Source organism: Pseudomonas wenzhouensis (assembly GCF_021029445.1).
In the GTDB taxonomy this organism is placed as follows: Bacteria; Pseudomonadota; Gammaproteobacteria; order Pseudomonadales; family Pseudomonadaceae; genus Aquipseudomonas; species Aquipseudomonas wenzhouensis.
Genome location: NZ_CP072610.1, coordinates 2,928,868 through 2,948,222 on the forward strand (window position 1 = coordinate 2,928,868; position 19,355 = coordinate 2,948,222).

General features: G+C 64.5%; 20 protein-coding genes. 4 read left to right on the forward strand and 16 right to left on the reverse strand.

All coding sequences use genetic code 11. The features are described 5' to 3' along the window. Positions 1 to 232: 232 nt before the first annotated feature. From J7655_RS13440 to J7655_RS13470, 7 genes are all read right to left on the reverse strand, one after another. Positions 233 to 1,693, reverse strand: coding sequence for a sodium-dependent transporter (locus J7655_RS13440; protein WP_230924875.1), 1,461 nt, complete (start codon positions 1,691 to 1,693; stop codon positions 233 to 235). Positions 1,694 to 1,782: 89 nt separating this feature from the next. After that, positions 1,783 to 2,433: a maleylacetoacetate isomerase gene (maiA, locus tag J7655_RS13445; protein WP_230924876.1), complete on the reverse strand. Its 651-nt coding sequence runs from the start codon at positions 2,431 to 2,433 to the stop codon at positions 1,783 to 1,785. Between the two features lie 90 nt (positions 2,434 to 2,523). Next, positions 2,524 to 3,507 (reverse strand): fumarylacetoacetate hydrolase family protein, encoded by a 984-nt coding sequence (locus tag J7655_RS13450; RefSeq protein WP_230924877.1) that lies wholly within the window; start codon positions 3,505 to 3,507, stop codon positions 2,524 to 2,526. A gap of 83 nt (positions 3,508 to 3,590) precedes the next feature. Continuing rightward, positions 3,591 to 4,730, reverse strand: coding sequence for a homogentisate 1,2-dioxygenase (locus J7655_RS13455; protein ID WP_230924878.1), 1,140 nt, complete (start codon positions 4,728 to 4,730; stop codon positions 3,591 to 3,593). Between the two features lie 4 nt (positions 4,731 to 4,734). Then, positions 4,735 to 5,817, reverse strand: coding sequence for a 4-hydroxyphenylpyruvate dioxygenase (gene hppD, locus J7655_RS13460; RefSeq protein WP_230924879.1), 1,083 nt, complete (start codon positions 5,815 to 5,817; stop codon positions 4,735 to 4,737). A 224-nt stretch (positions 5,818 to 6,041) separates the two neighbouring features. Further along, positions 6,042 to 6,368 carry an antibiotic biosynthesis monooxygenase family protein gene (locus tag J7655_RS13465; RefSeq protein WP_230924880.1) on the reverse strand — a complete coding sequence of 109 codons (327 nt, stop codon included), beginning with the start codon at positions 6,366 to 6,368 and terminating at the stop codon, positions 6,042 to 6,044. Continuing rightward, positions 6,365 to 7,102 (reverse strand): CTP synthase C-terminal region-related (seleno)protein, encoded by a 738-nt coding sequence (locus J7655_RS13470; RefSeq protein ID WP_230924881.1) that lies wholly within the window; start codon positions 7,100 to 7,102, stop codon positions 6,365 to 6,367. Before J7655_RS13470 ends, J7655_RS13465 begins: the two co-directional genes overlap by 4 nt. A gap of 95 nt (positions 7,103 to 7,197) precedes the next feature. Between J7655_RS13470 and J7655_RS13475 the strand changes: the two genes are divergently transcribed. Then, positions 7,198 to 8,061: a LysR family transcriptional regulator gene (locus tag J7655_RS13475; protein ID WP_230924882.1), complete on the forward strand. Its 864-nt coding sequence runs from the start codon at positions 7,198 to 7,200 to the stop codon at positions 8,059 to 8,061. Between the two features lie 198 nt (positions 8,062 to 8,259). Here J7655_RS13475 and J7655_RS13480 read toward each other — a convergent pair whose 3' ends face one another. The 5 genes from J7655_RS13480 to J7655_RS13500 all read right to left on the reverse strand — a co-directional run bounded on the left by J7655_RS13480 (position 8,260) and on the right by J7655_RS13500 (position 12,616). Next, positions 8,260 to 10,041: an ABC transporter ATP-binding protein gene (locus J7655_RS13480; RefSeq protein WP_230924883.1), complete on the reverse strand. Its 1,782-nt coding sequence runs from the start codon at positions 10,039 to 10,041 to the stop codon at positions 8,260 to 8,262. Then, the gene (locus J7655_RS13485) at positions 10,034 to 10,666 is read right to left on the reverse strand and encodes a DsbA family protein (protein ID WP_230924884.1); all 633 of its coding nucleotides are present in this window, start codon (positions 10,664 to 10,666) and stop codon (positions 10,034 to 10,036) included. Before J7655_RS13485 ends, J7655_RS13480 begins: the two co-directional genes overlap by 8 nt. Positions 10,667 to 10,669: 3 nt before the next feature. Next, positions 10,670 to 11,608: an oxygen-dependent tRNA uridine(34) hydroxylase TrhO gene (gene trhO, locus J7655_RS13490; RefSeq protein WP_230924885.1), complete on the reverse strand. Its 939-nt coding sequence runs from the start codon at positions 11,606 to 11,608 to the stop codon at positions 10,670 to 10,672. 205 nt (positions 11,609 to 11,813) lie between these two features. Beyond that, positions 11,814 to 12,107, reverse strand: a complete 294-nt coding sequence (locus J7655_RS13495) for a BolA family protein (RefSeq protein WP_003461815.1) — start codon at positions 12,105 to 12,107, stop codon at positions 11,814 to 11,816. Between the two features lie 11 nt (positions 12,108 to 12,118). Then, a complete protein-coding gene (locus J7655_RS13500; protein ID WP_230924886.1) occupies positions 12,119 to 12,616 on the reverse strand; it encodes a DUF2059 domain-containing protein in 498 nt (165 codons plus the stop codon). Between the two features lie 266 nt (positions 12,617 to 12,882). Between J7655_RS13500 and J7655_RS13505 the strand changes: the two genes are divergently transcribed. The 3 genes from J7655_RS13505 to J7655_RS13515 all read left to right on the forward strand — a co-directional run bounded on the left by J7655_RS13505 (position 12,883) and on the right by J7655_RS13515 (position 15,982). Beyond that, positions 12,883 to 13,893, forward strand: coding sequence for a DUF2804 domain-containing protein (locus J7655_RS13505; RefSeq protein WP_230924887.1), 1,011 nt, complete (start codon positions 12,883 to 12,885; stop codon positions 13,891 to 13,893). A gap of 84 nt (positions 13,894 to 13,977) precedes the next feature. Further along, positions 13,978 to 15,372, forward strand: a complete 1,395-nt coding sequence (locus J7655_RS13510; RefSeq protein ID WP_230924888.1) for a class II fumarate hydratase — start codon at positions 13,978 to 13,980, stop codon at positions 15,370 to 15,372. Further along, positions 15,365 to 15,982: an NAD(P)H-dependent oxidoreductase gene (locus J7655_RS13515; protein ID WP_230924889.1), complete on the forward strand. Its 618-nt coding sequence runs from the start codon at positions 15,365 to 15,367 to the stop codon at positions 15,980 to 15,982. The genes J7655_RS13510 and J7655_RS13515 overlap by 8 nt, the downstream gene beginning before the upstream one ends. Before the next feature lie 57 nt (positions 15,983 to 16,039). On the opposite strand, the gene phnP is transcribed toward J7655_RS13515, so the two are convergent. The 4 genes from phnP to phnL are packed head-to-tail and all read right to left on the reverse strand — an operon-like array spanning position 16,040 to position 19,287. Next, positions 16,040 to 16,789, reverse strand: a complete 750-nt coding sequence (gene phnP, locus J7655_RS13520; protein WP_230924890.1) for a phosphonate metabolism protein PhnP — start codon at positions 16,787 to 16,789, stop codon at positions 16,040 to 16,042. Further along, a complete protein-coding gene (gene phnN, locus J7655_RS13525) occupies positions 16,780 to 17,436 on the reverse strand; it encodes a phosphonate metabolism protein/1,5-bisphosphokinase (PRPP-forming) PhnN (protein WP_230924891.1) in 657 nt (218 codons plus the stop codon). Before phnN ends, phnP begins: the two co-directional genes overlap by 10 nt. Further along, the gene (locus J7655_RS13530) at positions 17,436 to 18,581 is read right to left on the reverse strand and encodes an alpha-D-ribose 1-methylphosphonate 5-triphosphate diphosphatase (RefSeq protein WP_230924892.1); all 1,146 of its coding nucleotides are present in this window, start codon (positions 18,579 to 18,581) and stop codon (positions 17,436 to 17,438) included. Before J7655_RS13530 ends, phnN begins: the two co-directional genes overlap by 1 nt. After that, on the reverse strand, positions 18,571 to 19,287 hold the full coding sequence (gene phnL / locus J7655_RS13535; protein WP_230924893.1) for a phosphonate C-P lyase system protein PhnL: 717 nt from the start codon (positions 19,285 to 19,287) through the stop codon (positions 18,571 to 18,573). The genes J7655_RS13530 and phnL overlap by 11 nt, the downstream gene beginning before the upstream one ends. Positions 19,288 to 19,355: the final 68 nt, after the last annotated feature.

The following is a 19,355-nucleotide window of genomic DNA, read 5'->3' on the forward strand; positions in this document are numbered from 1 at the left end:
GCAGCGCTTGAGTGCTGGCCATTCGCTTCTGTCTTTCATGCAGCTTAGCCAGCGAATGACTGACACAGGGGAAGATTCAGCAGCTATCCGCTTACTGAAAGCAGGAAACTGGCGATTTTCCGCCAGCGGCAACCAATGAGAAGGTTTTCGCAGCATTCCTCGCTGCGAAGATGCGAAGGAGCAGAAAAAAGGCGCAGTGGCATCAACCACTGCGCCTTTGTCGTGTCGCCCGTCAGCGCCCTGCGATTACCAGCATCACTCTGGGCCGCAGCATTTCGCCAACTATCGCCAGCCCCCCGATGGCACCGGCGATCCAGTACCACTGCGCGATGGGGTCGAACAGCAGCCAGCCCAGCGCATGCAGGAAGACCATCATGATCAGAACCGGGCTGACGTAACGCACCATGAACAGCCAAAGTGCGTAGCCCAACGGTGGCAGGCCCAGTTCATCGCGCATGATCTCGCCGCGCAGCGCATAGCCTGCCAGCAGCACCATGAAGATGCCACCGAGCGGCATCATCCAGCGCGAGGTGAGGTAGTCCAGCCAGTCGAAGAAGTTCTTGCCCAGAGGCGTCCAGCCGGCCAACAGGTTGAACGACAGCATCGCCAGCAGGCTGATCACCAGCAGCACAGCACCGGAGCCGGCAGCAGCCTTGATCCGGCTAACGCCATGTTTCTCGTTGAGGTAGGCCACCAGTGCCTCGATCATCGAGATGGCAGAAGTCAGCGCTGCGACCGACACCATGGCAAAGAACAGCACGCCAAACACGGTGCCGAACGGCATTTGCTGGAAGGCCAGCGGCAGGCTCATGAAGATCAGCCCAGGCCCGGCGCTTGGGCTCATGCCGTTGGCGAAGATGATCGGGAAGATCGCCAGCCCCGCCAGCAGCGCCACGCAGGTATCACAGACCACCACCATGAAGGTGGTGCGGGTAATCGACTGGCCGTCGGGAATGTAGGAGCCGTAGGTCAGAATCGCTCCGGAGGCCAGGCTCAGGGTGAAGAAGGCATGCCCCAGCGCCGCCAGCAACGCCTCGCCGGTGATCTTCGAAGCATCGAAATGGAACAGGAAATCGAAACCGGCTTTGAAACTGCCGCTGGTAAAGGCATAGCCGACCAACACCAGCAGCATTACCGCCAGGCCCGGCATCATCCAGCGAAAGGCTTTTTCGACGCCCGCCTGCACGCCTTTGCCGACGATCCACAGGGTCAGCAGCGCCACCAGCACGCTCCAGCCGCCCAATTGCCAGGGATTGGCGTTATGCGCCTCGAACACACCACCGAGCTGCTCGACGCTGGTGGCAGCCAGCGAGCCGTCGAGCATCTTCCAGGTGTAAGCGAAGGCCCAGCCGGCGACGACCACGTAGAAACACAGGATCATGAAGCCGGCGAGCATGGCCATGCCGCCCACCGCTTTCCACAACGGGTTGCCATTGTTCTCGCGCACCACGCGGCCAATGGCGTCGATGGGGCTACCACGGCCACGGCGGCCAATGGCGATCTCGGTCATCATGACCGGAATGCCGATGGCCAGGATGCACGCCAGGTACATCAGCACGAAGGCACCCCCACCATATTCGCCGGTGATGTAGGGAAATTTCCAGATATTGCCCAGCCCGACGGCCGAGCCGGTTGCAGCGAGGAGGAAACCCCAGCGCGACAGCCAGAGGTTCTTCGGTTTTTCACGGGTCATGCGTCACCTGTTTGTTTTTATCTGTGACGGAATCGGACCCGCCACGCTTGTGGCGCAGCGGAATGCAAGGCTTGGTGAAGCCAGGGGTGTCACTGGGCGTCGGCTTGTACCTCCGGTGCGGCCAGTTGAAAGGCCTCCAGGGGTTCACAGCGCGCCGCCATGGCGACAATGCGTGGGTACGCGGCAAGGTCACAGTTAAAACGCCGCGCATTATACAGCTGCGGAATCAGGCAGGCTTCCAGATATCCGGGGCGCTCACCGAGTGACAGACGTCCGTCGAATACCGCCAGGCCCTCCTCCACAGCGGCCAGACCGAGTGCGACCCAGTGCCGGTACCAGGTGTTTTTCGCCTCATCGGCGACGCCCAGTTCGCTGGACAGGTACTGCAGCACGCGCAGGTTGTTCAGCGGATGCACATCGCAGGCGATATGCAGCGCCAGCGCCCGCACCTGCGCACGCTCGGCTGGGTCAGCCGGCAGCAACGCCGGCACCGGGAAGATTTCCTCGAGGTATTCGAGGATCGCCAGCGACTGGGCGATGCGCACGCCGCCGTTGTCCTCGTCCACCAGCAGCGGCAGCAGCCCCTGCGGGTTCAACGCGCGATAGTCGGCGCCGTGCTGCTGGCCGCCATCCTTGACCAGGTGCACCGGCACCTGCTCATAGGCCAGCCCCTTGAGGTTGAGGGCGATGCGCACGCGGTAGGCGGCACTGGAGCGCCAGTAGCCGTAGAGTTTCAGCATCGCGACGCGTCCTGTAGGAGCCAGCTTGCTGACGATCCACTCTGCGCCAAGGCATCGCCGGCAAGCCGGCTCCTACGATTGCGACTGGCGTCAGTGCTCATAACGTTCCACCACCTGGTCGATGGCGCCGAAAATGCTCTGCCCGGCGGCGTCGAACATCTCGATGCGCACCCGGTCGCCGAACTTGAGGAACGGCGTCTTCGCCTCGCCCGATTCGACGATTTCCAGCATGCGTTTCTCCGCCAGGCAGCTGGAGCCTGCACTGCGGTCGTAGTTGGACACGGTGCCGGAGCCGATGATGGTGCCGGCGCCCAACGGACGGGTCTTGGCGGCGTGGGCGACCAGGGTCGGGAAGTTGAAGGTCATGTCCACGCCGGCATCCGGCTGGCCGAACAGCGCGCCATTGATATGCGACACCAGCGGCCGATGCACCTTGCCGTCCTTCCAGCTTTCGCCCAGCTCGTCCGGGGTGATGGCCACCGGGGAGAAGCTCGATGACGGCTTGCTCTGATAGAAGCCGAAGCCCTTGGCCAGCTCGCCGGGAATCAGGTTGCGCAGCGACACATCGTTGACCAGCATCAGCAGGCGGATATGGCCGCCCGCTTCGGCCGGCGTGGCGCCCATCGGCACGTCGTCGGTGATCACTGCCAGCTCGGCTTCCAGATCGATGCCCCAGGCTTCATCAGCCAGGCGGATCGGACTGTGCGGCGGGATAAAGGCGTCGGCGCCGCCCTGGTACATCAGCGGATCGTGCCAGAAGCTTTCCGGCATCTCGGCGCCACGCGCCTTGCGCACCAGCTCGACGTGGTTGACGTAGGCGCTGCCGTCGGCCCAGTGATAGGCGCGTGGCAGCGGGCTGTGGCAGGCGGTTTGATCGAAGGCAAACGCCTCTGCCTCCAGGCCGTCATTGAGGCGTTGATAGATGGCCTCGAGCCTGGGCCGGGCCATGGCCCAGTCGTCCAGCGCGGCCTGCAGGGTCGTGGCGATCTGCGGTACACGCACGGCACGGGTGAGATCGCGGGACACGACGATCAGCACGCCATCGCGGCCTTGATTGAGTGATGCGAGTTTCATAAGTGCTTTCCGTTCTTGGCGTAGGAGCCGGCTTGCTGACGATCCGGGGATCGCTGATCGCCGGCAAGCCGGCTCCTACAGGTTCAACCTTGGGTACCCGGCGCACGCCAGGAGTTGACGTACTCGGCCACGTCCACCGCACTGGCGGCATCGGCTACTTCCAGCGCACGGCGGGTGTCGATCATCACCGCCACCTCGTCGATGAAGGTGGCCGGATCTTCCTGGCTCTTCTTCAGCGCCTTGGGGTGTGGCCCATGGGGGAAGCCGCACGGGTGCAGGGTGACCATGCCCTGCTCGATGTTGTCGCGGCTGAAGAAGTTGCCACGGTGGTAGAACAGCACTTCGTCGTAGTCGTCGTTGTTGTGGAAGAACGGCACCTTGAGCGCGCCGGGATCGGACTCCACCGGGCGCGGCGTGAAGGTGCAGATCACGAAACCGTTGGCGACAAAGGTGGTGTGCACCGATGGCGGCAGGTGGTAGCGATGGCTGATCAACGGACGAATGTCGCGCCAGTTCAGGCGCACCACGGTGTTGTCACCATGCCAGCCGACCACGTCCAGCGGGTTGTAGGGGTAGGTCACGGTGCTGATCTGATTGCGCCGCTTGATCCTGATCTGCCAGGTGCTCTCGTCCTGCTGCGCCTTGAAGGCTTCATCGATATGCGGGTGCTCCAGCACCGCCGCATCGAAGATCGCCTGCGGACCGAGCAGGCCCTTGTCTGGCAACTGGTAAGCGCCGTCGCTGTTCTCGATCAACAGGAAGTAGCTCGGCGTGCTGGCCTCGATACGCCAGGCGGTGCCGCGTGGGATCAGCAGGTAGTCGCCGTCGCGGTACTGCAGATGGCCGAAGTCGCAATACAGGTGCCCGCTGCCTTCATGCACGAACAGCAGCTCGTCACCATCGGCATTGCGCACCAGATGGCGCATGGCGCCGTGGGTGCGCCACACACGCAACTTCACATCGGCATTGTGCAACGTCAGCGGCGCCGCCAGCGGACAGTCGCGCTCGCTGGGGATGTCGTTGAAGTTGAAGGCATGCGGACGCAACGGCCCCTGCCAGTCGATCCAGCCGGTGGGCGGATGCTTGTGGTGCAGGTGCGCGGTGGGGCCGAAGAAGCCCTCACGACCCATCTCGCGCTCATAGGTGCCCTGCGGCAGGTCGCAGTGCGCCTGGCGCGAGCACTCGCCCTCACGCAGGGGAAAGCGGATCCATTGACGGCTCATGGCATCACTCCTCGGAGATCACGCCGCGACGCAGCTGGTCTTCCTCGATGGATTCGAACAGCGCCTTGAAGTTGCCCTCGCCGAAACCCTGGTTGCCCTTGCGCTGGATGATCTCGAAGAAGATCGGGCCGATCACTGTGTTGGTGAAGATCTGCAGCAGGATGCCGTCATCACCGGGCGCACCATCGATGAGGATATTCAGCTCACGCAGTACATCGGTCGGCTCGCCATGGCCGGCGACGCGGCTGTCGACTTTCTCGTAGTAGGTGTCCGGGGTGGTCATGAAATCGACGCCGTTGGCGCGCAGTTGGCGCACGGTGGCGTAGATATCGTCGGTGCTCAGGGCGATGTGCTGGATGCCTTCGCCGTGGTATTCGCGGATGAATTCCTCGATCTGCGACTTGTCGTCGGCCGACTCGTTGATCGGGATGCGGATCTTGCCGCAGGGCGCGGTCATGGCGCGGGAGAACAGGCCGGTGAGCTTGCCTTCGATATCGAAGTAGCGGATCTCGCGGAAGTTGGCGATGCGCGCGTAGAAGCCGGACCAGACGTCCATCTGCCCGCGGCGCACGTTGTGGGTCAAATGGTCGATGCACTGCAGGCCGACGGCATTGTCATTGGCGCTGCGGCCTTCGATGTACTCGAAGTCAACGTCGTAGATGCTCTTGTCGCCATAGCGGTCGACCAGATACAGCAGGGAGCCGCCGATGCCTTCGACGCAGGGGATGTTCAGCTCGCCGAAGTTGGCGTGGCTGCCCACCAGCGTTGCGCCCTGCTGCTCGACGTAGGCCGCAGCCTGGGCCGCATTCTTGACCCGGAAGGCCATGGCGCAGGCACTGGGGCCGTGTTTTTCGCCGAAGGCGCGCACATGGCCGGTGGGGCTGCCGTTGAGCACGATGTTGATGTCGTTCTGCTGGAACAGCCACACCTCTTTCGAGCGGTGTTTGGCGGTTTCGGTGAAGCCCATGGCGGTGAACAACTGGCGCAGTTGCTGGATGCCTTCGTCGGTTGGCGCGGTAAATTCGACGAACTCGAAACCGTCGGTTCCGATAGGGTTGTGCTGCTCGATCTTGGCCACGGCGGTCATTTCGCCTCCTGATTGTCATTGTTATGGCAGCCGCACGAATGCGTTGCGGACACCCTCATGACAACCGAGCGCAGGGCCGCTCTCAAGATGCTGTGCGACGCCTGGACGCAGTGCTCAGGCCTGGCACTGGAAGCTTTTCTTTACGAGTCTGGGGCAAGGCATGCAAAGCCTCGACAAACGTAAAATAATCCTTACAGCGTGGTCAGCAGACTTGCCAATTGCACTCAGTCCGGGCGCGAGAATGTGTAAGCGCGCTCGACCCTGGCCACGCGCGTGGCGAAGGCAGCGTACCAATCGGCACGTCCCTGCTCGCGCACGGCGCTGTGCTCGGCATGCTCGCGCCAGGTGCGAATGGCCTCCTCGCTCTGCCAGTAGGACAGGGTGATGCCCAGGCCGTCGCTGCGTGCCGACTCCACGCCGAGAAAGCCGGGCGGCAGTGCGGCCAGTTCCAGCATGCGCTGCGCCGCCTCGGCATAGCCTGCGTCGACCTCGCTGCGAAGCGAGGTAAAGATCACCACGTAATAGGGAGGCTTCGGTGTCGCCGCAATCACGCAACGGCCTGTTGCTGCGCTTCGTGCACCGACTGCACCGCACAGGCGCCGACCAGACCGGCAACCACCGGCGGCAGACGCCCCTCCAGCGCCGCACGCTCGGGCTGGAACAGGGTAGCGATGAAGAACGGATGATCTTCCAGTTCGATGGCACGCACCGCGCCCGCCTGGTCGTGCCCGGAGGCCTTCAGCGCCTGGGCCATCAGCGGCTCGACGAAGGCATCGGCGAGGCCGTAGCGGCACAGGTACTGCTCGCTGATCTCACGTACACCATAGAGCTCGGCAATGCGCGAGCCGGAGACCAGGTGCACGTGCTCGCTGACGTCCAGCAAGGCACAGCTCAGGGGCGCGATCAGAGGGTGCTGCGCTTGCGGCGACAGCTCGGCGTGTTCGGCATCCGTCCAGCCCAGGCGGTTGCGCGCGTACTCCAGCAGCGCGTGCTGGAAGCCGCCACAGGTGCCCAGGAACGGCACGCCCTGCTCGCGCGCGAAACGAATGGCGCGCAACGCACCTTCGGTGGCGGCGTAGGGACTGCCCGGCACGCACCAGATGCCGTCGTAAGCCATCAGGGTGGCGTCATCGACGAGACTGTCAGTGGCCAGCCAGTCATGTGCGACCGCCACACCCAGTGCCTCGCTGGCCAGGCGCAGCGCCTCGGGAATGGCCCGGTGCGCGGCAATCGCCGCATTGTAGTCACCCACCAGAGCGACCTTGACTCGACACTTGCTGTACATACGCCTATCCCCCTCTTGCATGGCGGTCTCCCTGCCACTATAAGATGGCGCTCGCGCAATAATAATTGGCGAATAGACAAGCAGAGATTGCAGCCATGCAATATCAAATCGACCATAGCGACCTGTCCCTGGTACTCGCCCTGGTGCGTGGCCGCTCCCTGGCGCGCGCTGCAGACCTGCTGCAGGTGGATGTCTCCACCGTATTTCGCGCCGTGCGCCGGCTGGAAGCAGCACTGGGCGTGGCCCTGTTCGAGAAGAGCCGGCGCGGCTACGAACCCAGCGAGACCGCCCGCGCCCTGGCCGAACAGGCCGAGCGCGCCGAGCAGGCGCTGGATGCTGCACGGGTAGCGCTGGAACTGGGCAAGCAGGTGGTCAGCGGCACGGTACGCCTGACCTGCACCGATGCGGTACTGGGCAGCCTGCTGCTGCCGGCACTGGCACGCTTCATGCCCAGCTACCCGGCCCTGGCGCTGGAGCTGGTGACCTCCAACGACTTCGCCAACCTCAGCCGGCGCGACGCCGACCTGGCCCTGCGCCTGACCAACCAGCCACCGGAGCATCTGGTCGGCCGGCGCCTGGCCAAGGTGTCTTACCGGGTCTGTGCCCGCGATGACGGCCAGGATCGCAGCGACCTGGCCCGACAGAGCTGGATCGCCCCGGACGAGGCGATGCCGGATCACGCCACGGTGCTCTGGCGCCTGCGTGAATGGCCGGGTGTCACCCCCAATTACCGCTGCAGCAGCATGTACGCCGTGGCGCAACTGACCCGCGCCGGGCTGGGTGTCGCCGCCCTGCCCGACTTCGTCCTGCGCGCCCATCCCGAGCTCAAGGCCCTCGGCCCGCCGCTGACCGGCTGCGACACCGAACTCTGGCTGCTGACACGGCCGGACTGCCGCGCCTTGCGTTCGGTGCAGACGTTGTTCGAGGAATTGAGCGAAGCCTTGATGAGCGAGGATTGAGGCAAGGTTACTGCGACGCAAAGCCCGCCTGCTCAGTAGCCTGGATGCAAACCAGGGAGCGTCTCGCCATGCCACTTCGCGGATTTCATCCGGGCTACGAAGCGACGCGAATCACGTGGCCCGGATGAAATCCGGGGCAATGCGGCACGGTTCAACGAACCGCATCCTTCTGTGGCAACGCTTCGCCCGCAACCGCCCTCAGCCCTGCTGCAGATGCCCATACAGCTTGGCGTACAGCCCACCTTCGGCGATCAGTTGCTGATGGTCGCCATCCTCGGCGACGCTGCCGCCGTCGAACACCAGCACGCGGTCGGCCTGCTTCACCGCGCTCAGACGGTGGGCGATGATCAGCGTGGTGCGCCCTTCGAGGAACTGCGCCAGCGCCTGGTGCAGGGCGTATTCGGTGGCGGCGTCCAGTGCCGCAGTGGCTTCATCGAGAATCACCACCTTGGGCTCGGCCAGCACCATGCGGGCGATGGCCAGGCGCTGGCGCTGGCCGCCGGACAGGCGCACGCCACTGCGCCCGACCACGCTGTCCAGCCCTTGTGGCAGTTGCGCAATGCTGTCGTGCAACTGGGCGATGCGCAGCGCCTGCCAGCAGGCCTCGTCGCTGCGTTCACGGCCCATGCACAGGTTGGCGCGCACCGTGTCGTTGAACAATGCCGGGTGCTGCAACACCACGGCGACGTTGTCGCGCACGCAGTCCAGACCGACCTCTTCCAGCGTGCTGCCGCCGAAACGGATGCTGCCGGCCTGCGCCGTGTACAGGCCCAGCAACAGCTGCACCAGGGTGCTCTTGCCGCCGCCGGAAGCACCGACGATGGCCACCTTCTCGCCGGGGCTGATGGACAGATCGAGCCGATCGAGCACCGGCTCGTCACCATAGCCGAAGGTCAACCCGCGCACTTCGATACCCACCGTGTCGCGCCCCTTGAACGGATCGACGCGCCCGGCGTACTGCGGTTCGTCCTGACGCGCCAGCAGCTCGTTGATCCGCGTCATGGCGCCTCCGGCAGCGTAGAAGGCGTACTGCAGGCTGAGCAACTGCTCCACCGGGCCGATCATGAACCACAGGTAGCTGAACACCGCGAGCATCTGGCCGATGGACAGGTCGGAGAACAGCACGGTGAGCATCGCCGCCGCGCGGAACACGTCGATGCCGAACTGGAACAGCAGGCCGCTGGCACGGTTGGAGGCATCGCTCTTCCACTGCGAGGCCACGGCGTAATCGCGCACCTCGCGCGCCCGCCCGCCGAGGCGGCCAAGGAAATAGCCCTGGCGATTGCCGGCGCGCACTTCCTGAATCGCCTCCAGGGTCTCGGTCAGCGCCTGGGTGAAGCGCGAGGTGCTGTCGTTCTCCAGCTTCTTCAGGTGCTTGACCTTCTTGCCCAGCAGCACGGTGGCGTAGATCACCAGCGGGTTGAACAGCAGGATCAGCAAGGCCAGTTGCCAGTGCATCCAGAGCAGGATGGCCGAGGTGCCGACCAGGGTCAGCACCGCGACCAGAAAGCGGCTGAGGGTTTCACCGACGAACTTGTCCAGGGTGTCCAGATCGGTGACCAGGTGCGTCGTCACGGTGCCGCCGCCCAAGCTCTCGTACTCGCCAAGCGAGATGCGCTTGAGCCGTTCGATCAGACGGACGCGGATGCGGTAGACGAGATCCTTCGACAGCCTGGCGAACAGGCGCGCCTGCAAGACGTTGAAGATCAGTGCGGAACCGCGCAGCAGCAGGGTCAGAAACAGCATCAGGCCGATGTAGCCGGCTGCGGTTTCCCAATGGCTGGGCAGGAAGTTGTCCATCACCTTGAGCGCTGCATCGCCATCCTTGAGCAGCACTTCGTCCACCAGCAGCGGCAGCAACAGTGGGATCGGCACGCTGCACAGGGTCGCCAGCACGGCGACCAGGTTGGCCAGAATCAGCGCTTTCTTGTGACGCAGGGCCAGGCGACGGATTTCTGCCCAGCTCAACCGATCAGGCATGGGCGGCGCGCTCCAGCCAGCGGCTCAGCAAGGGTGAAAGCGCATCAAGCGGCTGGTAGCCGTTGGTCAGCAAGGCCAGCTGCCCATCGCGCTCGGCCAGCAGCGTGGGAAAGCCGGCAATCCCCAGATCCTGCACCCAGGTGAAATCAGTGGCCGTGGCTTCATGCATGGCCTGGCTGTCGAAGGCTTTGGCGAACTCGATGCGCGGGATGCCGGCACGCTCGGCCAGCTCCACCAGCACACTGGCCTGGGTGACATCGGCGCCCTGAGCATAGAACGCACGCTGAATCAGCCTGAGCAGCGTCCAGGCGCTGGACGCATCGAGGTTGCGCGCGGTGACCAGCGCACGACATGCAGGCTCGGTGTCGTACACCATGCCCTCCGGCAGACCACGCTCGAAGTCGAACAACTGCCCGGTACTGGCATTGACCGCCTGCCAGTAACCCAGATAGCGCACCCGCGCTGCAGCATTTATCGCCACCTGATCACGACGTAGCCCGCCCGTCACGATCTGCAGTGGTACGCCATCGACAGCCGCCTGCTCGGCCAGTGCTTCGACCACCGGAGCGAACCCCCAGCACCAGGAGCACATCGGGTCCATCACGTAGAGCAGGCGGCTCGCCATGGCTCAGGCCTCGTTCAGTTGGCGGGGATTGCGGCCAATCGGGTGCGGCAAATTGCGCTGGCGCGCCAGTTCGATCTGCTTCTGCCGCTCACGGGCGCTTTCACGGGTCTTCTCCGGCAGCGAATCCCAGCAATGCGGGCAGCTCACGCCCGGGCTGTAGAACTCGGACTGACGATCTTCCACGGAAATCGGATTGCGGCAGGCATGGCACTGATCGTAGTCACCTTCGGAGAGGTCGTGGCGCACGGTCACACGGTTATCGAAGACGAAGCAGTCGCCCTGCCACTTGGTCTGCTCCTGCGGCACTTCCTCGAGGTATTTGAGGATGCCGCCCTTGAGGTGATAGACCTCCTCGAAGCCCTCACCAAGCATGTAGCTGGAAGCTTTCTCGCAGCGGATGCCACCGGTGCAGAACATCGCCACCTTCTTGTGCTTGCTGGGGTCGAAATGGGTCTTGATGTACGCGGGGAACTCGCGGAACGACTTGGTCTTCGGGTCGATGGCGCCCTCGAAGGTGCCAATGGCCACCTCATAGTCGTTGCGCGTATCGATCAGCAGCACCTCGGGATCAGAGATCAGCGCATTCCAGTCCTGCGGCTCGACATAGGTGCCGACGCGCTGGTTGGGGTCGACACCGGGCACGCCGAGGGTGACGATTTCCTTCTTCAGCTTGACCTTGGTGCGATAGAACGGCTGTTCATCGCAATAGGATTCCTTGTGATCGATATCGGCCAGACGGGCATCCTGGCGGAACCAGGCGAGCAGTGCATCGATGGCGCTGCGGCTACCGGAAACGGTGCCGTTGATGCCCTCTTCGGCGAGCAGCAGGGTGCCCTTGATGCCGTTGTCGAGCAGGGTTTGCAGCAAAGGTTCACGCAGCGCCTGGTAATCCGGCAGGGAGACGAATTTATACAACGCCGCGACGACGATCTTGTCGGTCATGAGGGGTTTCCTTCAGTAGTCGCCCACGTAAAGGGCGGACTGGTGGCACATGAAAAACGCCGGCTCAGCTGGCCGGCGCAGGCGCGATTGTAGCAAAGCGTGCAATCGCCTGGGTGGCTTGGCGACAGGGCGCGACAGCCTGTCTGTAGCCCGGATGCAACCCGGGCATTGCCGGCGGGTTCCCCCGAATTGCATCCGGGCTACCTCAATGACCGCCGCGGCAGGTCGGCGAGGCCGGCGCCACACCCTGCGCTGCCCACTCCTCGGGGGTGTAGGTGTGCAGGGCCAGGGCATGGATCTGTCCCATCAGCTCGCCCACCGTGGCATAGACCTTCTGATGCCGCTTGACTGCGTTCAGGCCGGCGAACAGCGGACTGACGATCACCGCCTTGTAGTGGGTTTCCAGGCCACGGCTGTGCATATGGCTCTCGTCCAGCACCTCGAGATGCTCGGGCTGCAGGTCAGCGAGGGCAGTGACGATCAGGTCTTGCTTGGACATCTTGGACTCCATCAGGGCTGTTTCGGCAGACCGAGCTCGTTGCTCATGTCGGTCAGCAGCTTGTTCACTTCAGGTACGGCAGCTTCCAGCTTGCTCTGGGTGATCTGCGCGGATTGTGCGGTCAGCGTCGGCATCTTCTGCAGCACCTTCTGCCCCAACGGCGACTCGTAGAAGGCGATCAGATCCTTGAGTTCCTGCTCATTGAAGTTGCTGGTGTAGAGCTTGACCATGTCCGGCTTGAGCTTGTCCCAACCCACTGCCCTGTCCAGCGCGGCATTGGCCTTGGCCTGATAGCTTTCCAGCACGGCCTTCTTGCCATTCGGCGCCTCGGCGAAACGCTGGGCGAACATCTGCTGCACCTGACCGTAGACCGGTACCGTCAGCCTGTCGGCATTGGCCAGTTTGAGAAAACGCTCGGCATCAGCAGCGTGACTGGCAGCATCGGCCATGGCCATGGAGGCGCTCGCGCTGAGCAGAACGGCGGTGCAGAGTTTGCTAAAACGAAGCATGGAGAGCGTCCAGAGGTTATGAGCGAGTCTGGGTAGACTGCAAAGGCGGCATTTTGTGCCCTGCGCCAAAATCCCTCAAGGGAGACGAGTTGTGCGCCAGCTCACAGACAAGCTGCCGACCGGCGCAGCTAACGCTCAGTTGCCAAATTGCCAGTACTTGCCCATCCGTGAACGAACTCGGCATTGTGCGCACCATTACTTTCAAGGCATGCGCATCATCCGATTCGGCAATTGATCGCCAGCCTGCGCACACACGGACGTGCCCGATGACCAGTCTCGCTTCACATGCTCCCGTTGCCCTGCAGCCTCTGTGCGACAGCAAGGGCCGTTTGCTCGATGCAGCCATTGGCTGGTCCAGCCGCCCACAGGTCAACTGCGCCCTGCACGGCCATCCGGGACGGCGCAAACGCTGGAATCACTGGTGCATTACCACGCCACAGTGGATGCTCGCACTGACCCTGGCCGATCTCGACTACCTCGGTTATGGCGCTGCCTATTTTCTCGACCTGCAAACCGGGCAATCGGTTGCCCACGCACAGTTCCGACCTTTTGCCCTGGGCTGCCAGTTGCCCGATTCGCCACTTGCCAGCCACGCCTTCAACCATGCCCGCCTGCAACTGAGGGTCGTCGAACACCCAGGCCGCCTGCGGCTTACCGCCTCGGCACCGGATATTGGTGGGCAAGCGCTGCAGATCGCCCTGGACATTCAGCGCCCTGCCCACCTGCAATCGGTCAACCTGGTGGCGCCACTGCCAAATGGCGGCTTTCATGCCACCAGCCGGCAACTCGGTCTGCCTGCTGCAGGCAGCCTGCAACTGGGTCGCAAACAGTACGGGTGCATACCTGGGCAAAGCTTCGCCGCACTGGATTTTGGTCGCGGCGTCTGGCCGCTGAACACTTACTGGCGGCGAGCAGCCTTCGCTGCACCAGGTGGCATCGCCGGCAACTTCGGTGCCGGCTGGCTCGATCACAGCGGCCTCTCGGAAAATGCCCTGTGGTTCGGCGGTGAAGTACAACCGCTCGACAGCACGCTGCATATCGTCCGCAGTTCACAGGCAGTGCTGGCCCCATGGCGTCTGGACAGCGAGGACGAACGAGTGTCCCTGCGTTTCACTCCGCGCCAGTTGCACAAGGCCCGTCCCACGTTCGGCCCCTTCTACGCCGACACCCAGCAGCACTTCGGCCACTATCATGGCGTACTACGCGGGCCCAAGGGCGAGCGCGTGCCGGTGGACGGTGCACTGGGATGGCTGGGAGAAACCCACGCCCGCTGGTAATCGACACCATAGAGAAGTTGTGGAACCAGTCTCCGATGGCGCGACCTAAACTGCCAGCCACCCCGACTATGCCCGGAGAACGCCATGAGCCGTACCGAAACCGACAGCATCGGCCCCATCGAAGTCCCCAACGACGCCTACTGGGGCGCGCAGACCCAGCGCTCGCTGATCAACTTCGCCATCGGCGCCGAACGCATGCCGCTGGCCGTGCTGCATGCCCTGGCGCTGATCAAGAAAGCCGCCGCACGGGTCAACAGCCGTAGCGGCGAATTGCCGGCGGACGTTGCCCGCCTGATCGAGCAGGCTGCCGACGAAGTGCTCGAAGGCAAACATGACACACAGTTCCCCCTGGTGGTGTGGCAGACCGGCAGCGGCACGCAGAGCAACATGAACGTCAACGAGGTGATCGCCGGCCGTGCCAACGAACTGGCCAGCGGTCAACGCGGCGGCAAGAGCCCGGTACACCCCAACGACCACGTCAACCGCGCGCAGAGCTCCAACGACTGCTTCCCCACCGCCATGCACATCGCCGCCGTACAGGGCGTGCGCCATCACCTGCTGCCGGCACTGGCCGAGCTGCGTGACGGCCTGCAGGAGCAGGCGCAGCGTCATGCCAAGCTGGTCAAGACCGGGCGTACCCACATGATGGATGCCACGCCCATTACCTTTGGCCAGGAGCTGTCGGCCTTCGTCGCTCAGCTTGGCCATGCCGAAGCGGCGATTCGCGCTGCCTTGCCCGCCGTCTGCGAACTGGCCCAGGGCGGTACCGCCGTCGGCACCGGGCTCAATGCCCCGGCCGGCTTCGCCGAAGCCATCGCTGCCGAGCTGGCGGCGCTCACCGGCCTGCCGCTGACCAGCGCACCGAACAAATTCGCCGCACTGTCCGGCCATGAGCCGCTGGTGCAACTGTCCGGCGCGCTGAAGACCCTGGCCGTGGCCCTTATGAAACTGGCCAACGACCTGCGCCTGCTCGGCTCCGGCCCGCGTGCCGGTTTCGCCGAGGTGCGCCTGCCGGCGAACGAGCCGGGCAGCTCTATCATGCCCGGCAAGGTCAATCCGACCCAGTGCGAAGCGCTGTCGATGCTCGCCTGCCAGGTGCTGGGCAACGACGCCACCATCGGCTTCGCCGCCAGCCAGGGCCATCTGCAGTTGAACGTGTTCAAACCGGTGATCATCCATAACCTGCTGCAATCGATCCGTCTGCTCGCCGACGGCTGCCGCAACTTCCAGCAGCACTGCGTCGCCGATCTGCAGCCGGATGCCACGCAGATGGCCGCGCATCTGGAAAACGGCCTGATGCTGGTGACCGCGCTCAATCCGCATATCGGCTACGACAAAGCTGCCGAAATCGCCAAGAAGGCCTACGCCGAAGGCAGCACCCTGCGTCAGGCCGCGCTGCAACTCGGTTATCTGACTGAAGAGGAGTTCGATCAATGGGTCAAACCGCAGGACATGCTCGGAGCCGGACGACATGAGTGAAGGCAAAAGCGGCGCTACACCGCTGGAAGGCGATGGCAAACGCATTCTGTTGATTCTCGGCACACCGAAACAGAACAGTTTCTGCCACGCGCTGGCCGAGGCTTACAGCCAGGGCGCGCGCAGCAGAGGCCACGTCGTCCGCCAGTTGAAACTGGGCGAGATGCAGTTCGACCCGATCCTGCGCGACGGCTATGAGCAGAGCCAGAGCCTGGAGCTGGATCTGCTCGAGGCCCAGCGCCTGATCCACTGGGCCGAACATCTGGTGTTCGTCTACCCGGTCTGGTGGGGCGGTGTTCCAGCGCTGCTCAAGGGCTTCTTCGACCGGGTGTTCCTGCCTGGTTTCGCTTTCAAGTACCGCAACCGCTCGCAACTCTGGGACAAGCTGCTCACGGGGCGCAGCGCCGACCTGCTGGTGACCCTGGACACGCCGCGCTGGTACTTCCGCTGGGTCTATGGCGCGCCGGCACATCGGCAGATGGTGCGTACCATTCTCGGTTTCTGCGGCATCAGGACCCGCCGCCTGGCTGAGTTCGCCCCGGTGCGCCCGTCCAATGAGGAACAGCGCCAAGGCTGGCTGCGCAAGGCTGAGGCACTGGGCAGCAAGGCGTAGCCCGGATGCAATTCGGGGCCGCCCGAGTTCGAGCAAGCCTCCCCGGATGCCCCCGGGCTACAGCAGCAGACCGTCGCTGGCCAGGCGGACGCCTTCCGGCAAGGCGTCGGGATGCTCCAGCAGCCAGGCATCGAAGCTATGGCCAATATGGGTCAGCACCGCCTGTGTCGGCTGCAGGCGCTCGATGACCTCCAACGCGCGGATCAGGTCGTTGTGGTTGCGCGGCGCCACTGGCTGCGGCGCGGTGGAGCAGTCGAGCACCAGCAGATCCAGCGGCGCGCGCTCAAGCTCGACGCAACTGGCCTCGGGTACGCCCACCGTGTCGGTGAGGTAGGCGATGCGTCTGCCCTGCCCTTCGAACAAATAGCCGAAAGTCGGCTTGGAATGATTCAGCGGCAACGCGGTGACTCTCAACTCGCCCAACTGGCGGCGCTCGAAAGCGGCAAACGGCTGGCTGAAATCGAGGATGCCGGGGTGCTTGTACAGATCGGCCAGGCCTTCCGGGTCGTCCGGGCCATGCACTGGAATCACCAGCCCCTGCCCCCAACGCAGGTGCAACAGACCCTGGGCGTGATCGGCGTGGTAGTGGGTCTGCAGAATGCCGCTGAGACTGTGCGGCGCGAAGCGCTCGGTGAGATCGGTCAGGCCGCTGTCGATCAGCCAGCGCTGCGCCCCACATTCGATCAGTGCGCAACAGGGGCCACGGCGCCGCGCGGGAGAGATGCGCGCCGCAGCGCAGGCCGGGCAACTGCAGTTGTACACCGGCACCTGGCGCGCATCGCCGGTGCCGAGCAGGGTCAGGCGCATCGGCGCATCTCGTCGAGCAGGTGCAGCAGACGATTCACGGTCTGTTGCAGGGGGCCGGAGTTGTCCAGGGTGATAGTGTCCGCCTGATCGCCCCTCTCCCCCGGCCCCTCGGCTTTGGCGTCCTGCGTCTGCCTACCTCCTGCATCCACGCAGTCGTCTCCCATAATTGGGAGAGGGGAACAAGCAACGCCGGCCTGCAGTTCGCGGCTGCGCGCCAGGCGCTGCTCGATCTGCTCTGGCGTCTCGCGGCCACGGGCCAGCAGGCGCTGACGCAGCACCGCTTCGTCGACCTGCAGCAGAATCACCAGCAGGTTTGGATAGCGCTGACGGGCGGCAGCCAGATGGCCGCGCGAACCGTTGATCAGCACGTCCTGCCCGGCGCTCAACCAGTCATCGATCTCGCGCGGGATGCCGTAGGCCAGGCCGTTGGCGCGCCAGCTCAGGGCAAAGGCACCCTCGCCCTGCAGACGCTCGAATTCATCCGGGGTGACGCCCACGGCGTCTTCGCCCACCGACTCGGCGCTGCGGGTGATCACCCGCCGGGCGAACCGACAGCCGTGCGCCTCCAGCGGCGCGCGCGCGGCTTGCAACAGGCTGTCCTTGCCCGAGCCCGAAGGCCCCATCAGATAGATCAACCTGCCCTGCATCAGAATACCCTTCGTGCTTGCCGCCACACCTGCTGGATCACCGGCTGCTGGCCATGGGCCCTAGCCTGTACCAGGTCGGCGCGCAGACCGACGCGAATCTCGCCGCGATCATCCATCCCCGCCGCCCTGGCCGGTGCGCGGCTGACAGTGGCGATGGCCGCCGGCAGATCATAGCCGTTGTCCTGCCCGGCGAGCAGCCACGCCGCATGCAACAGGCTGGCCGGGTAGTAGTCACTGGAAAGGATATCCAGCACGCCATGCTGAGCCAGCTCGGCGGCGGCGATATTGCCCGAGTGCGAACCGCCACGCACCACATTCGGTGCGCCCATCAGCACCTTGAGGCCCAGCTCGTGGCTGGCCCTGGCCGCTTCCAGAGTGGTGGGAAATTCGGCGATGGCCATGCCAAAGCCGGCCGATTCCTGCACATGGGCCAGGGTCGCGTCGTCATGGCTGGCCACCGAGATACCGCGACCATGGCAATCCTCGACGATGGCGCGACGCTGGCGGTCGCTGTACTGGCGCGAATTGGCGATCTGCTCCTGAAGAAATTCCTCCATCTCCGCCGGGCTCAGATGGTACTTGCCCATGTAGTACTCGCGGTACTTCTCCACCTTGGCGAACTGGCGCTGGCCGGGCGAGTGATCCATCACCGACACCAGCGCCACCAACGGGTGCTCCACCAGGTCGCGGTAGATGGTCAGGGCATCGGGGTGGCACAGCTCGCAACGCAGGTGCAGGCGGTGCTCGGCGCGGGTCTGACCGGCCGCCTCGGCGGCGGCGATGGCCTCGATCATCGCCGGCAGCTGCTGCATGCGCCGGCCACGCGGATTGATGTCACCGATGGACAGCGCATCGAACACCGTGGTGATGCCGGCGGCAACGATCTGCGCGTCGTGGGTCAGCACCGCCGAGGCCGACGGCCAGTCCACCCCGGGGCGCGGACTCATGTGTTTTTCCAGGTTGTCGGTGTGCAGCTCCACCAGCCCCGGCAGCAGGTAATCGCCGCCGAGATCCTGAGCCTGCGGCAAACGACAGGTGCCCTCGTCCACCGCAGCGATCAGCCCATCGCGCAACAGCAGACTGCCGAGAAATTCGCGCTCAGCGGTGACGATACGGGCGTTGCTGAGAATCTGTTCAGACGACATAGACGTACTCCGGTTGCGCCGCGGCGGCGCTCATGTCGAGGTAACGGTCGGCTACTGCCTCGCGGGCGCTGCGGTCGTGAAAAATGCCAATCAGCGCGCTGCCGGCGGCCTTGGCCTCATTGATCAGTTCCAGCACCACCTGGCGGTTGGCGTCGTCCAGCGAGGCGGTGGGTTCGTCGAGCAGCAGCACCGGCCACTCGACCATGAAGCCGCGAGCGATATTGACGCGCTGCTGCTCACCACCGGAAAAGGTGCCCGGCGCCAGTTGCCACAGCGCTTCGGGGATGTTCAGCCGCGCCAACAGCGCCTTGGCCCGCGCCTCGGCGTCGCTACGCGTCCAGCCTCGCGACAATGCCGGCTCCATCACCACGTCCAGGGTCGAGACGCGCGGGATCACCCGCAGGAACTGGCTGACGTAGCCCAGGCTCTGCCGGCGCACCGCCAGCACCTGGCGCGGCTCGGCACCGACCAGCTCCACCGGCGCGCCCTGGTGACGGATGCGGATGCTGCCGCCAGCGGCCAGGTAGTTGCCGTACAGGGTGCGCAGCAGGGTCGACTTGCCGGCGCCGGACTGGCCATGCAGCACCAGGCACTCGCCGCCGCGCACAGCGAAATTCAGGTCACGCAGCACCTGCAGGACGACGCCGTTCTGCTGATGCAGGGTGAAGGTCTTGCTGAGGCCGCTGACCTCGATCAGGTTGTTCATGGTCAATACTCTCTGCGTGTGTGGGAGGGGCTTTAGCCGCGACAGAAGGGATCGCGGCTAAAGCCCCT